This is a genomic window from Amycolatopsis sp. NPDC102389 (assembly GCF_044765885.1).
In the GTDB taxonomy this organism is placed as follows: Bacteria; Actinomycetota; Actinomycetes; order Mycobacteriales; family Pseudonocardiaceae; genus Amycolatopsis.
In genome coordinates, this window is record NZ_JBIWKX010000037.1 from 58,601 (window position 1) to 72,677 (window position 14,077).

Sequence of the window (14,077 nt, forward strand, 5' to 3'; positions counted from 1 at the left end):
AAGGGTGCCGCAAGTAAAAGCGCGCTTCCGGGTGGATGTCAAGGATCCGCCGCCGTCCGGGGGTTTGCAAGACCCCGGACGCGAGCTACAGTGAATTACTGAACGGACGGTCTGTTAATCCACCATGGTGAAGGGTCGACTCATGGCATTGCTGCGCAGCTACGTCTCCGGCGGGTGGCACACGGCGGAAAGTGACGGAGTGCCGCTGCACGACGCCTCGACCGGCGAGGAGGTCGCCCGGGTCTCGTCCGAGGGCATCGACTTCGCCGCCGCCCTGGAGTACGGCCGCCGCGTCGGCGGCCCCGCGCTGCGCGAGCTGACCTTCCACCAGCGTGCCGCGCTGCTGAAGGCGCTGGCCTCCCACCTGCGCGAACACCGCGAAGAGCTGTACGCGCTCTCGGCGAGGACAGGCGCCACCAAGGGCGACTCGATGGTCGACATCGACGGCGGCATCGGCGTCCTGTTCGCCTACTCCAGCAAGGGCAAACGCGAACTGCCGAACGACACCGTCTACGTCGACGGCAACGTCGAGCCGCTGAGCAAGGGCGGCACCTTCGTCGCCCAGCACATCGCCGTCCCGCTGCGCGGCGTCGCCGTCCAGATCAACGCGTTCAACTTCCCCGTCTGGGGTCCGCTGGAGAAGTTCGCGCCCGCGTTCCTCGCCGGGGTCCCGAGCCTGATCAAGCCCGCCAGCCAGACCGCGTACCTCACCGCGCGGCTGGTCGAGCTCATCATCGAATCCGGCATCCTGCCCGAGGGCACGCTGCAGTTCGTCGCGGGCAGCGTCGGCGACCTGCTCGACCACGTCACCGCGCAGGACCTCGTTTCGTTCACGGGCTCGGCGTCGACCGCGCAGAAGTTGCGCGCGCATCCGGCGATCGTGCGCAACTCCGTCCGGTTCAACGCCGAGGCCGACTCGCTGAACCTGTCGATCCTCGGCCCGGACGCCAAACCCGGCACCACCGAGTTCGATCTCTTCGTCAAGCAGCTGACCACCGAGATGACGGTCAAGGCCGGCCAGAAGTGCACCGCCATCCGCCGCGCCTTCGTGCCCGCCGACCTGCTGGACGACGTCGCTGAGGCCGCGAGCGCGCGGCTGGCGAAGACCACCATCGGCAACCCCACCGCCGAGGGTGTCCGGATGGGCGCCTTGGCAAGCCTGGAGCAGCGTGAGGAGGTCCGGCGATCGCTCAAGGCGCTGCTGGACGTCGGCACGGTCGTCTTCGGCGACCCGGAGCAGGTCGAGGTCGTCGGCGCGGACGCCGAACGCGGCGCGTTCATCTCACCCGTCCTGCTGAAGGCCGACCCGGAGCGCTCCGAGCCGCACGAGGTCGAGGCGTTCGGCCCGGTGTCGACGCTGCTGCCCTACACCTCCACCGAGCAGGTCATCGAGCTCGCCGCCCGCGGTGGCGGCAGCCTCGTGGGTTCCGTCGTCTCGGCGGACCAGGAGTTCGTGCGCGAGGTCGTCCTCGGCGTCGCGCCGTATCACGGTCGCCTGCTGGTGCTGGACGCCGAAGACGCCAAGGAGTCCACCGGCCACGGTTCGCCGATGCCGCAGCTGGTGCACGGCGGCCCCGGCCGCGCCGGCGGCGGCGAGGAGATGGGCGGCGTCCGCGGCGTGCTGCACCACATGCAGCGCACCGCCGTCCAGGGCAGCCCGAAGGTGCTCAGCACGGTCACCGGCCGCTGGGTCACCGGAGCGCCGCGCGCCGAGGGTGACGTCCACCCGTTCCGGAAGTCCTTGGCGGAGCTGAAGATCGGTGACTCCGTGGTCGCCGGGCCGCGCGAGGTCCTGCAGTCCGACGTCGATCACTTCGCCGAGTTCACCGGCGACACCTTCTACGCCCACACCGATCCCGAGGCAGCGGCGGCGAACCCGCTGTTCGGCGGGATCGTGGCGCACGGGTACCTCGTGGTCTCGTTCGCGGCGGGCCTGTTCGTCTCGCCGGAGCCCGGCCCGGTGCTGGCGAACTACGGCCTGGAGAACCTGCGGTTCCTCACCCCGGTCAAGGTCGGCGACTCGCTGACCGTGACGCTGACCGCCAAGCAGATCACCCCGCGCATCGACCAGGAGTACGGCGAGGTCCGCTGGGACGCCGACGTGACCAACGCCGACGGCGACTCGGTCGCCAAGTACGACGTGCTCACCCTGGTGGCGAAGGAGCAGTCATGACGGCTACGTTGCCCGAAGAAGACCTCGAACGGCATTTCGAGGCGACCATCGCGCGTGATCAGCGCATCGAGCCGCGCGACTGGGTGCCCGAGGGCTACCGCAAGACGATGATCCGCCAGATCGCGCAGCACGCGCATTCGGAGATCATCGGCATGCAGCCGGAAGGCAACTGGATCACCCGCGCGCCTTCCTTGCGGCGTAAGGCGATCCTGCTCGCCAAGGTGCAGGACGAGGCCGGGCACGGGCTGTATCTGTACTCGGCGGCGGCCACGCTCGGCGCCGACCGCGCGGATCTGACCGACAAGCTGATCAACGGCAAGCAGAAGTACTCGTCGATCTTCAACTACCCGACGCTGACCTTCGCGGACGTCGGCGTGATCGGCTGGCTGGTCGACGGCGCGGCGATCTGCAATCAGGTTCCCTTGTGCCGCAGCTCTTATGGGCCGTACGCGCGCGCCATGATCCGTATCTGCAAGGAGGAGTCCTTCCACCAGCGGCAGGGTTTCGAGCTGCTGATGACGATGATGCGCGGCACGGAGAAGCAGCGGGAAATGGTGCAGGAGGCGGTGAACCGCTGGTGGTGGCCGTCGCTGATGATGTTCGGCCCGCCGGACGCGGATTCGCCGAACACCGCGCAGTCGATGGCGTGGAAGGTCAAGCGGCACACCAACGACGAACTGCGCCAGCGTTTTGTCGACATGTCCATTCCGCAGGCCGAGGCGCTGGGCGTCACCTTCCCGGACCCGGACCTGAAGTGGAACGCCGAGCGCGGGCACTACGACTTCGGCGCCGTCGACTGGGACGAGTTCAAGAACGTGTTGAAGGGCAACGGCCCCTGCAACGCCCAGCGCATCGCGCACCGGCGGCGGGCACAGGAAGACGGCGCGTGGGTGCGGGAAGCCGCCGCCGCGCACGCAGCGAAGAAGGGTTCGTGATGAAACACGACTGGCCGTTGTACGAGGTGTTCGTCCGGGGCAAGCGCGGCCTGAACCACGTGCACGTGGGATCGCTGCACGCCGCCGACGACGACATGGCGCTGCACCACGCGCGGGATCTGTACACCCGCCGCAACGAGGGCGTGTCGATCTGGGTCGTGCGCGCGTCGGACATCACGGCGTCTTCGCCGGACGAGAAGGACCCGTTCTTCGCGCCCAGCGGCGACAAGGTGTACCGGCACCCGACGTTCTACGACATCCCCGACAACGTTCCCCACATCTGACATGAGCTTCGACAACGCCTATGAGGCGATCACCGAGGAGAACGACTCCCGCTGGGCCTTCGGCACCGGGTTCGAGGATCCACTGTCCGGTGTGGACACGACGGTCCCGTCCGGTGTGGACGGTGCCCGGCTCGCGGCCTACTGCCTGATGCTCGGCGACGACGCGCTGATCTTCTCGCACCGGCTGCAGGAATGGTGCACGAACGCGCCCGAACTCGAAGACGAGGTCGCGATCGCGAACATCGCGCTCGACCTGCTCGGGCAGGCCCGGCTGCTGCTGGCTCGTGCGGGCAAGGCCGACGGAAGCGAGCGTTCGGAGGATTCCTACGCGTTCTTCCGAAGCGAGCAGGAGTACCGGAACGTCCGCCTGGCCGAGCTCGAAGGCGGCCACTTCGGGCACTTGATCGCGCGGCTGCTGGTGTTCTCGATCTGGCGGCTCGCTTTGTTGCAGCGCCTTCAGTCTTCTGTGGACCCCGTGCTCGCGGCCATCGCGGACAAGGGCGTCAAGGAGGTCGCGTACCACCGCGACTACGCCGCCCAGTGGGCCGTACGTCTCGGCGACGGCACCGAACTTTCGCATGAGCGGATGCAGGAAGGTCTCGACTCGGTCTGGCCGTACGTCGACGAGCTGTTCGCCGCGCACGAGGCCGAGTTCGTCGAGTCGCCGTCGCTGCGACCGGAGTTCGACGCGATCCTGGACCAGGTGCTGGCCGTCGCGAAGTTGAAGCGGCCCGAAATCGGTGCCATCGCCGGGGTTTCCGGCCGGATGGGCCGCGACGGCGTGCACACCGAGCGGATGGGCTTCCTGCTGGCGACCCTGCAGAGCGTCGCCAGGGAACATCCGGACGCGACATGGTGACCGCGTACGCCGTGGCGGCCACGGTCACCGATCCGGAACTGCCGATGCTGACGCTCGCGGACCTCGGCGTGCTGCGTGAAGTGTCCGAAGAGGACGGTCGGGTGGTCGTCGCGATCACCCCGACCTACACCGGCTGCCCGGCGATGGACACCATGCGCGACGACCTCGTGCACGCGCTGACCGGCGCGGGGTACGGCGAGGTCGAAGTCCGCACGGTGCTCCAGCCCGCCTGGTCCACCGACTGGATCACCGAGGACGGCAAACGGAAACTGGCCGAGGCGGGGATCGCGCCTCCGGGTGCCGCGCCGCGGCGGACCGGTCCGATCCCGCTCACGCTGAGCCCGCCGGTGTCGTCCGTGCGCTGCCCGCACTGCGGCTCCGCGGACACCGAGGAACAGTCCCGGTTCAGCGCGACGGCGTGCAAGGCCTTGCGCCGCTGCCGGTACTGCCTCGAACCGTTCGAACACGTCAAGGAGATCTAGCGTGACCGCCACATCTCTTGTCACAACGCAGCGCCGCACGGGCTTCCACACTCTCACGGTGTCCGACGTCCAGCGCCTGTGCGACGACGCCGTCGCGGTGACCTTCGACGTCCCCGAAGACCTCGCGGACACCTTCCGCTTCAAGCCCGGTCAGTCGCTGACCCTGCGCCGCGAGATCGATGGCCGTGACGAACGCCGTTCGTACTCGATCTGCGCGCCCGCCGGCGCGGCGCCGCGGGTCGGCGTCCGGGAGGTGCCGGGCGGGCTGTTCTCGTCGTGGCTGGTGCGCGACGTGCAACCCGGCGACGAGATCGAGGTCGCGCCGCCGACTGGCAGCTTCAGTCCCGATTTGGCAGCTGCCGGGCATCATGTGCTGATCGCGGCCGGATCCGGGATCACGCCGGTGCTGTCGATCGCGTCCTCGCTGCTCAGCGACTCCGAGGCCACGGTGACCGTGCTCTACGGCAACCGCCGCACGGATACCGTCATGTTCGCCGACGATCTCGCGGATCTCAAAGACCGTTACCCCGCCCGGCTCGAGCTCGTCCACGTGCTCTCCCGCGAACCGCGCGAGGCCGAACTGTTCACCGGGCGGCTCGACGTCGAGAAGCTGCGGCGCCTGTGCACCGTGCTGATCCCGGTCGAGGACGTCTCGCACTGGTGGCTGTGCGGGCCGTTCGAAATGGTGACCGGCGCGCAGGAACTCCTGCGCTCGCTGGACGTCGCCGACGAGCGCGTCCATCAGGAACTGTTCTATGTGGACACTCCGCCGGAGCCGGTGCACCACATCGACCCGGCCGTGGTGGGGGCGTCCAGCGAGGTCACGCTGGTCCTCGACGGCCGGTCGACCACGATGACGCTGCCGCGTGGTTCCTCCCTGCTCGACGGCGCGCAGAAGTACCGTCCGGACCTGCCGTTCGCCTGCAAGGGCGGCGTGTGCGGCACCTGCCGGGCGAAGATCTGCGACGGCAAGGTGGACATGCGGCGCAACTTCGCCCTGGAGAAGGCCGAAGTCGACGCCGGTTTCGTCCTCACCTGCCAGTCGGTGCCGGTTTCCGACGAGGTCACCGTCGACTTCGACGCCTAGGGACTCACAGCTCCAGCCACCTTGTGATGCCGATGTCCTTCAGGAACGGCCGGTCGTGGCTCGCGACGATCAGCGTGCCCCGGTAGGCCAGCAGTGCCTCGGTGAGCCGGCGGACGCTCGCCAGGTCGAGGTTGTTCGTCGGCTCGTCGAGCAGCAGGAGCCGAGGCGTGGGCTCGGTCAGCAGCAACGTCGCCAGCGCCGCCCGAAACCGTTCCCCGCCGGACAACGACGCCACGTCACGGTCGGCCGTCTTGCCCCGGAACAGGAACCGGGCCAGCCTCGCGCGGATCTCGTTGTCCGTGAGCGACGGCGCGACGAGCCGTACGTTGTCCACAATGGACAGTGTGTCGTCGAGCACGTCGATCCGCTGGGGGAGCAGCCGCGCGGGCACGAACAGCCCCACCTCGCCCGATTTCGGCGGGAGCTCGCCGGTGATCGTCCGCAGCAGGGTGGTCTTGCCCGAACCGTTCGGGCCGACGAGCGCGATCCGTTCGGGGCCCATGACGTGCAGGTCCACCGGCGGGCCGAAGTGGGGAACGGCGTCGATCCGGAGCACGTCCGTGCCCCGGGCGACGGTCGTCTCCGGCAGCTCGACGCGGATCTCGGCGTCCTCCCGCACCAGTTCCTCGGCGGCTTTCAGCGCCTCGACGGCACCTTCCAGCCGATCGGTGTGCAGGTTCCGGTACTTGCCCGCGGCGATCTGCGCGTCCTCCTGACGTTTGCGCATCCGCCCCTTGGGTTCGCGTTTCGTGTCCCACATCTTCTGGCCGTAACGGGCGCGCCGGGCAAGCTTGATCCCCGCCTCGACCAGCTCGCGCTTCTGCCGTTTGACATCGGATTCCGCCGCGCGCACGTGCCGCCGCGCGGCCTCTTGAGCGACCTCGACGGCGTGCTCGTAGTCCGCGAGGTTGCCGCCGTACAGGGTGACCTCGCGGTCGCGGACCTCGGCGATCCGGTCGACCAGCTGGAGCAGCTCGCGATCGTGCGAGACGACCACGAGGATCCCGCCCCAACTCGCCACCTCGCGGTGCACGAGTTCACGCGCCCGCAGGTCGAGGTTGTTCGTCGGTTCGTCGAGCAGCAGCGCGGCGGGACGCCGCAGGAGCAGCGCGGCAAGCCCGAGCAGCGTGAGCTCGCCGCCGGACAGCTCGCCCGCCCGCTGGTCGAGGCGAACGGAGCTCAGGCCGAGCCGGTCGAGGATCGCACGGATGCGTTCCTCGACATCCCAGTTGTCGCCGATGGTGGCGAAGTGCTCTTCGGCGGCGGAACCGTTCTCGACGGCCCTGATCGCCGCGCGGATCGCGGTGACGCCGAGCACGTCGTCGACGCGGCGGCCGGTGTCGAGGACGAGGTTCTGCGGCAGGTGGCCGAGTTCAGCCGGTGTGGTGATGGAGCCCGTGGTGGTCCGCAGCTCGCCGGCGAGCAGCCTGAGCAGCGTGGACTTACCGGACCCGTTGGTGCCGACCAAGCCGGTGCGGCCCGTGCCGAGGGTGAGCGAAAGGCGCTCGAACACTCCGGCGCCGTCGGGCCAGGTGAAGGTGACGTCGGACAGCGTCAAGGAAGAAGACATGAGACTCCCTGCGAAGGAGGTGGGATGAGGGCGCAGGTTCGTCTCAGAAGATCACCGCGACAGGCTAGCCCGTGCGTGGCCGCGTGGCGATCGATTTTCCGGCCGGTCGCCGTTTCGTGGCAACGGGGTCAGAACGGTGGTTCCTCGGTTCGGGGTGTGTGCAGCGGCGGAGGCGTGCTGTCGTAGGTCTGGCCGGTCGGTGTGGTGATCGTCAGGGTGCCGTCCGGTGCCAGCCGGTAGATCCACCCGGGTTCGTCCTTGAGCCGATGGTCGCGGCGGCAGAAGTCGATGAGGTCGCCGGCGTCGGTGTTCCCCTGGAACTGCCACGGGATGGAATGGTCGAGATCGCAGGCCTGAGCGGGCCGGTGGCAACCAGGTCTTCGGCATTCGCGGTCACGGACCCGGACGAACTCGTCGAGACCGGCCGTCGGGCGATATCGGTCCCGGCCGAGATCTGCGACCTGACCTGACAGCGGGTCGGTGATGATCCGCCGCAGCACAGTGTTCGGTCCGCTCGCGATGTGCCGCGCCAGTGACGCCGGGATGTGGCCGTGTCCGGCCATTTCCGCCGGGTCGTCGTTGAGGCCGAGGTAGGTGAAGAGGTCCATATAGAGGAATACTTCGGCGCGTTCACCTTTCCCGCCGCTGCCGCCCAACAGGAGGTCGAGGGCGACGTCGGCGCGAAGCTGGTCCAGCGTGCGGGTCTCGTCGCCGGTCTTGAGCGCGCGGGCCTCCCGGTTGATCCGGTTGTAGGCGGCGGCGACCTTCTCCACCGGGCCGTCCTCGATCTCCAGCGAGGCCACGCCCGCCTCACCCTGGCTTACCACGAGCCGTCGGCCTTCGCGGGCCTGCTCGCAGCGCTTGTCCGCGCCCTCACGATCGACGGTCGACGCCGCGTGGTTCGCCGCCTTGCGGATCTGTTCGGCGTTCTTACCGGGCAATCGGTCCTCCAGCAAGGCGTCGGCGGCGAGCGCGTTCTCGTCGGACAGCCACGCTGTGGCCGTCACGACTTTCATCGCGCCGAACCCGTCCACTTGGCCCTTGTCCATCAAACCAAGGGTGCGGGGCAGCCTGGTGGTCAGCGCGTCGGCGGCGGCCACCAGCCCGGCCGCGTACTTGTCGCCCACCGACAGCGCGAACGCGACTTCCTGAGCGACGCTACGCGCGCCTTCGCGATGCCGGTTCAGCTGGGACAAGGCACGGTAACGGATCGCTTCCAGCCGGGCGATCCCCGCTGACGCCGCTTTCGCGAGCGCGACGGATTCGTTGTCGTCCAACGAATCCGTGGCGGCATTGATGGTCTTAAGGTTGTCGGGGCTGGTGATTTCTTCGAGTAGCGCCACTGCGGTGGCTCGGTAAGTGTCCACCCGACGAACCTACAACGACCCACCGACAATTCTGGATCATGTGGCTGCAGGAACCGTCGCCGATATTCGGTAATGCCGGTGTGGCAAGGGAAATCTCGGGTGTGCGTGTTCGCTCGGTAGCGGTAAGCGGTGCGCTGACAGGATCTTTGATCGCCGGCCTTGGAATCAGGGTCCTCGTATTGCCGGGTAATGGTCGTCGGTGTGTCGAACGTTGTCGCGCGGTGTGGGTGCACCGTGGCTTGCGGGGGTGTGTCGAGTGCGGTCACGTGGCTTCGGGTCGTTCTTCGGATCCCACAGGCAACCGTCGCCGAATTCCGGCAACGAGCACAACAACCCCCACCCCAACCCCCCACCCCCAGCCACGCCCATCACCTCGGCGACCCCCGACCGGCCGGGGCATACTGGCGGGCGTGACCGAACGCCCTCATGTCCTGCTGTCCGCCGCGGTCTCCCTCGACGGCTACCTCGACGACGCGAGTGACACCCGGCTGGTGCTGTCCAACGAGGAGGACTGGGCACGCGTGGACGGGCTGCGCGCCGCGTCGGACGCGATCCTCGTCGGCGCGAACACGGTGCGCGCGGACAATCCGCGCCTTCTGGTCCGCTCGCCGGAGCTCGTCGCGAAAAGGGTCGCGGAGGGACGCCCTGAGCAACCGGTCAAGGTCACCCTCACGCGGAGCGGGTCACTCGATCCGGCGGCTCAGTTCTTCACCGTCGGTGACGCGGAGAAGCTGGTCTACGCCCCGCCCGGCGTCGTCACGGGAGTGAAGGCGACCGTCGTCGAACTGTCCGGCCTGAGCGAAATGCTGGCCGACCTGCACACGCGGGGCGTCCGGCGGCTGATGGTCGAAGGCGGCGGCGCGATCCACACGCAGTTTCTCACCGAAGGCCTGGTCGACGAACTGCATCTGGCCGTCGCGCCGTTCTTCGTCGGCGACCCGCGCGCGCCGCGCTTCGTCGGCCCGGGCGCTTTCCCCAGAGCGCTGACCTTGGTCGAAAACACACGGCTGGGGGACATCGCCGTCCTGGAGTACCACGCGACGCCGGAACCGTCCGATGTGGACATCCTGCGGCTGCGTGAGGCCATCGCGCTGGCGGAGAAGTGCCCGCCGCGCACTTTCCGCGTCGGCGCGGTGATCACCGCCGCCGACGGCGAAGTGCTCTCCACCGGTTTCTCAGGCGACGGCGATCCCGCCAACCATGCCGAAGAAGCCGCCCTCGCCAAGCTCGAACCGGGAGATCCGAGGCTGGCGGAGGCGACGATGTACACGTCGCTGGAGCCGTGCAGCTCGCGGACGTCACATCCGCGAAGCTGCACCCAGCTCATCCTCGACGCCGGCATCCCGCGCGTCGTATTCGCCTGGCGCGAGCCGTCGGTGTTCGTCGACTGCGTCGGCGCCGAGACACTGGAGGCGGCCGGACGCCGGGTGATCGAGGTACCCGCCCTCGCCGCCGACGTCCGCCGCGCGAACACCCACATACCGGGTGTCCACCTCTGAATCCTTACTTGCAGGCGTCGCAGCAGCCGCAGCCCTGACCGGTGCACGCCGAGCAGCAACCGTGGCGAAGCACGACCTTCAACAGACGCTTGATCATCGCTGTCCTCCCGATCGTTTCCATCCCACCGCCCTTGTCACGCTAAGTTCTGCGCATACGACAGTGGTACCGCCGGGAGTGCCATGGCGCCGCTCCAGCGGGTGACGTCACGATTCGAGGTCGCCCTCCAGCGATAGGTAGACCTCGCGCAGCTGAGCCAAAAGATCGGCGTCCGGCTCGGCCCAGAGCCCCCGATCGGCCGCCTCGTTCAGGCGCTCGATGATGCCGCGCAGCGCCCACGGGTTGGCCTGGCGCAGGAACTCCTGATTCACCTCGTCGAGCACGTAGGACTCGCTGAGCTTTTCGTACATCCAGTCGCCGACCACGCCCGCGGTGGCGTCGAACCCGAACAGGTAGTCGACGGTCGCCGCCAGCTCGAAGGCGCCCTTGTACCCGTGCTTGCGCATCGCCGCCAGCCAGCGCGGGTTCACCACGCGGGCCCGGAACACGCGGGCGGTCTCCTCGCCGAGGGTGCGGGTGCGGACGGCGTCCGGGGTGGTGCTGTCGCCCACGTAGGACGCGGGCGCCGTGCCGGTCAGCGCGCGGACCGTCGCGATCATCCCGCCGTGGTACTGGAAGTAGTCGTCGGAGTCGGCGATGTCGTGCTCGCGGGTGTCGGTGTTCTTGGCCGCGACCACGATCCGCTTGTACGAGTTCTCCATGTCCTCGCGCGCCGGCCTGCCGTCGAGGTCGCGGCCGTAGGCGAAGCCGCCCCAGACCGCGTAGACCTCGGCGAGATCCTTGTCGTCACGCCAGTTCCCGGAATCCATCAGCGGCAGCAGGCCCGCGCCGTACGCGCCGGGCTTGGAGCCGAAGATCCTCGTGGTGGCCCGGCGTTCGTCACCGTGCGCGGCCAGATCCGCGCGGGTGTGGGCGCGCACGAAGTTCTGCTCGTCCGGTTCGTCGAGGTTCGCCACCAGGCGCACGGCGTCGTCCAGCAGGGTGATCACGTGCGGGAAGGCGTCGCGGAAGAACCCGCTGATCCGCACGGTGACGTCGATCCGCGGACGGCCGAGCTCGGCGAGCGGGATGGCTTCGATCCCGGTGACCCGTCGCGACGCCTCGTCCCAGACCGGCTGGACACCCAGCAGGGCAAGGACTTCCGCCGCGTCGTCACCCGATGTGCGCATGGCCGACGTGCCCCAGACCGAGAGACCGACCGAACGCGGCCAGTCGCCCGTGTCCTCCTTGTAGCGGCGGAGAAGCGAGTCCGCGAGTGCCTGCCCGGTCTCCCACGCGAGACGGCTCGGGATGGCCTTCGGGTCGACGGTGTAGAAGTTGCGGCCGGTCGGCAGCACGTTGATCAGGCCACGCAGGGGAGAACCGCTGGGCCCGGCCGGGATGTAGCCGCCGTCGAGCGCGTGGAGCACGGCGTCGATCTCGGCACCGGTGCCGGCCAGGCGCGGCACGATCTCGGTGGCGGCGAAGGTCAGCACGCGGGCGACCTCCTGATGCTCCGGCACTTCGGCGACGACTTCGGCGACGGCGGCGGGGGACCAGCCCCTGGCCTCCATCGCCTCGACGAGCGACCGGGCAGTCTGCTCGATGGCGTCCACTTCGGACAGTGGTGCGTCACTGTTCTCCTTGAGCCCCAACGCGGAACGCAGACCGGGGACGGCGCCCTGCTTGCCGCCCCACATCTGCTGGGCACGCAGCATCGCGAGCACGAGGTTGATCCGCGCCTCGCCTTCCGGCGCGGCACCGAGGATGTGCAGGCCGTCGCGGATCTGCGCGTCCTTGACCTCGCACAGCCAGCCGTCGATGTGCAGCAGGAAGTCGTCGAATTCCGCGTCGTGCGGGCGTTCTTCGACACCGAGGTCGTGGTCCAGTTTCGCGGCCTGGATCAGCGTCCAGATCTGCGCGCGGACGGCGGGCAGCTTCGCCGGGTCCATCGCGGCGATGTTGGCGTGCTCGTCGAGAAGCTGCTCCAGGCGCGCCATGTCGCCGTAGCTCTCGGCGCGGGCCATCGGCGGGATCAGATGGTCGACGATCGTGGCGTGCGCGCGCCGTTTCGCCTGCGCGCCCTCGCCGGGGTCGTTGATCAGGAACGGGTAGATCAGCGGCAGATTGCCCAGGACGGCGTCCGGCGCGCAGGAATCCGACAGACCCGCGGTCTTGCCGGGAAGCCATTCCAGCGAACCGTGTTTGCCGAGGTGGACGACGGCGTGCGCGCCGAATTCCTCCTCCAGCCAGCGGTACGCGGCCAGGTAGTGGTGGCTCGGCGGGAGATCCGGGTTGTGGTAGATCGCCACCGGGTTCTCGCCGAAGCCGCGCGGCGGCTGGATCATCAGGATGACGTTGCCCGATTGCAGGGACGCCAGGACGATGTCGCCGTTGTCGACGTAGAGCTCGCCGGGCGCGGGGCCCCAGTGCTCCTCCATCCCCTCGCGCAGTTCCGCGGGCAGCTCGGCGAACCACTGGCGGTACTTGTCGGCGGGGACACGGATCGGGTTGCCGGACAGCTGTTCCTCGGTGAGCCACTCCGGATCCTGGCCGCCCGCGGCGATGAGCGCGTGGATCAGCGCGTCTCCGTCGGGCTGGTCGGTGCCGGTGGGCTCGACGCCGGGGAACGGGTCCTCGCCGAGGTCGTAGCCCTGGTCACGCATGCGGCGCAGCAGTTCGATCGCGGACGCGGGCGTGTCGAGGCCGACGGCGTTGCCGACGCGCGAGTGCTTCGTCGGGTACGCGGACAGCATCAGCGCGATACGGCGCTCCGGCGGGGGAGTGTGGCGCAGGCGGGCGTGCGCGAGCGCGATCTTGGCGACCCGCGACGCGCGTTCGGCGTCCGGCACGTACTTGGGGAGCCCGTCGTCGTCGATCTCCTTGAACGAGAACGGGACGGTGATCAGGCGGCCGTCGAACTCGGGGACGGCCATCTGGTTGCCCGCGTCGAGAGGGGACAGGCCGTCGTCGTTGGCCGACCAGGTCTCGCGGTCGCTGGTGAGGCAGAGCGCCTGCAGGATCGGGATGTCGAGCGCGGCCATCTCGGCGACGTCCCACGCCTCGTCGTCGCCGCCCGCGCCGACCTCGGACGGCCGGGTGCCGCCGGCGGCCAGCACGGTGACCAGGAGCGCGTCGGCCTTGGCCAGCTCGGCCATCATCTCGGGCTCGCGGGTGCGCAGGGAGGCGCAGTGGATCGGGAGCGCGCGGCCCCCGGCGTCCTCGACCGCGTCGGAGAGGGCGTGGACGAACTCGGTGTTCCCGGACAGGTGATGCGCCCGGTAGTAGAGGATCGCGACGACCGGACCCTCGGTGCTCTTCGGCTCGCGCTCCAGGACACCCCACAGCGGCTGCACGGCGGGCGGCTCGAAGCCGTCACCCGTCAGAAGGAGCGTGTCGCTCAGGAAGCGGTGCAGCTGGGTGAGGTTCTCCGGCCCGCCCTGCGCGAGGTACGCGTGCGCTTCGGCCGCCGTGCCCGCCGGGACCGTGGACAGCTTCATGAGCTGCGCGTCCGGCGTCTGCTCACCACCGAGGACCACCACGTGCGCGCCGCTCGCGCGGACCGTGTCGAGCCCTTCCTGCCAGCTGCGTTCGGAGCCGAGGATCCGGACGACGACGATCGGGGCGCCGTCGAGCAGGGCGGGCAGCTCGGCGAGGTCGAGGCGGGCCGGGTTGGCCAGCCGGTACTCGGCCTCGCCGGCACGGGCGCTGAGCAGGTCGGTGTCCGAAGTGGACAGAAGCAGGATCACGGCAGTCCTCACTCGGGGTGTCCGCGCCCCGGGTC

At 69.2% G+C, this 14,077-nt stretch carries 10 protein-coding genes; 7 read left to right on the top strand and 3 right to left on the bottom strand.

Translation table 11 applies throughout. The features are described from left to right. Positions 1-142: 142 nt before the first annotated feature. Genes paaZ through paaE form a run of 6 tightly spaced genes read left to right on the top strand, consistent with a single transcriptional unit; the run spans position 143 to position 5,820 of the window. On the top strand, positions 143-2,173 hold the full coding sequence (gene paaZ / locus ACIRGA_RS27450) for a phenylacetic acid degradation bifunctional protein PaaZ (protein WP_400945946.1): 2,031 nt from the start codon (positions 143-145) through the stop codon (positions 2,171-2,173). Continuing rightward, positions 2,170-3,108, top strand: coding sequence for a 1,2-phenylacetyl-CoA epoxidase subunit PaaA (gene paaA, locus ACIRGA_RS27455; protein WP_400945948.1), 939 nt, complete (start codon positions 2,170-2,172; stop codon positions 3,106-3,108). The genes paaZ and paaA overlap by 4 nt, the downstream gene beginning before the upstream one ends. Then, positions 3,108-3,392 (top strand): 1,2-phenylacetyl-CoA epoxidase subunit PaaB, encoded by a 285-nt coding sequence (paaB, locus tag ACIRGA_RS27460; protein ID WP_005168080.1) that lies wholly within the window; start codon positions 3,108-3,110, stop codon positions 3,390-3,392. Before paaA ends, paaB begins: the two co-directional genes overlap by 1 nt. A 1-nt stretch (position 3,393) precedes the next feature. Then, entirely contained in the window at positions 3,394-4,251 is an 858-nt protein-coding gene (gene paaC / locus ACIRGA_RS27465) for a 1,2-phenylacetyl-CoA epoxidase subunit PaaC (RefSeq protein WP_400945950.1), read from the top strand. Further along, positions 4,245-4,733, top strand: a complete 489-nt coding sequence (gene paaD / locus ACIRGA_RS27470) for a 1,2-phenylacetyl-CoA epoxidase subunit PaaD (protein WP_400945953.1) — start codon at positions 4,245-4,247, stop codon at positions 4,731-4,733. The genes paaC and paaD overlap by 7 nt, the downstream gene beginning before the upstream one ends. Before the next feature lies 1 nt (position 4,734). Continuing rightward, on the top strand, positions 4,735-5,820 hold the full coding sequence (paaE, locus tag ACIRGA_RS27475; protein ID WP_400945956.1) for a 1,2-phenylacetyl-CoA epoxidase subunit PaaE: 1,086 nt from the start codon (positions 4,735-4,737) through the stop codon (positions 5,818-5,820). A 4-nt stretch (positions 5,821-5,824) separates the two neighbouring features. Here paaE and ACIRGA_RS27480 read toward each other — a convergent pair whose 3' ends face one another. Together ACIRGA_RS27480 and ACIRGA_RS27485 are read right to left on the bottom strand one after the other, a co-directional pair. Continuing rightward, complete coding sequence (locus ACIRGA_RS27480; RefSeq protein ID WP_400945959.1) at positions 5,825-7,390, bottom strand: ABC-F family ATP-binding cassette domain-containing protein; 1,566 nt, start codon at positions 7,388-7,390, stop codon at positions 5,825-5,827. Positions 7,391-7,518: 128 nt separating this feature from the next. After that, complete coding sequence (locus ACIRGA_RS27485) at positions 7,519-8,757, bottom strand: DUF222 domain-containing protein (protein WP_400945962.1); 1,239 nt, start codon at positions 8,755-8,757, stop codon at positions 7,519-7,521. Positions 8,758-9,167: 410 nt separating this feature from the next. Here ACIRGA_RS27485 and ACIRGA_RS27490 point away from each other — a divergent pair, with 410 nt between their 5' ends. Next, positions 9,168-10,256, top strand: coding sequence for a dihydrofolate reductase family protein (locus ACIRGA_RS27490; protein WP_400945964.1), 1,089 nt, complete (start codon positions 9,168-9,170; stop codon positions 10,254-10,256). A gap of 204 nt (positions 10,257-10,460) precedes the next feature. Here ACIRGA_RS27490 and cobN read toward each other — a convergent pair whose 3' ends face one another. Beyond that, the gene (cobN, locus tag ACIRGA_RS27495) at positions 10,461-14,042 is read right to left on the bottom strand and encodes a cobaltochelatase subunit CobN (protein WP_400945966.1); all 3,582 of its coding nucleotides are present in this window, start codon (positions 14,040-14,042) and stop codon (positions 10,461-10,463) included. Positions 14,043-14,077: the final 35 nt, after the last annotated feature.

What these genes read in the sequence shown, in the direction of transcription:
- paaZ (WP_400945946.1), top strand. Translation starts at nt 143, where the DNA reads ATGGCATTGCTGCGCAGCTACGTCTCCGGCGGGTGGCACACGGCGGAA.
- paaA (WP_400945948.1), top strand. Translation starts at nt 2,170, where the DNA reads ATGACGGCTACGTTGCCCGAAGAAGACCTCGAACGGCATTTCGAGGCG.
- paaB (WP_005168080.1), top strand. Translation starts at nt 3,108, where the DNA reads ATGAAACACGACTGGCCGTTGTACGAGGTGTTCGTCCGGGGCAAGCGC.
- paaC (WP_400945950.1), top strand. Translation starts at nt 3,394, where the DNA reads ATGAGCTTCGACAACGCCTATGAGGCGATCACCGAGGAGAACGACTCC.
- paaD (WP_400945953.1), top strand. Translation starts at nt 4,245, where the DNA reads ATGGTGACCGCGTACGCCGTGGCGGCCACGGTCACCGATCCGGAACTG.
- ACIRGA_RS27480 (WP_400945959.1), bottom strand. Translation starts at nt 7,390, where the DNA reads ATGTCTTCTTCCTTGACGCTGTCCGACGTCACCTTCACCTGGCCCGAC.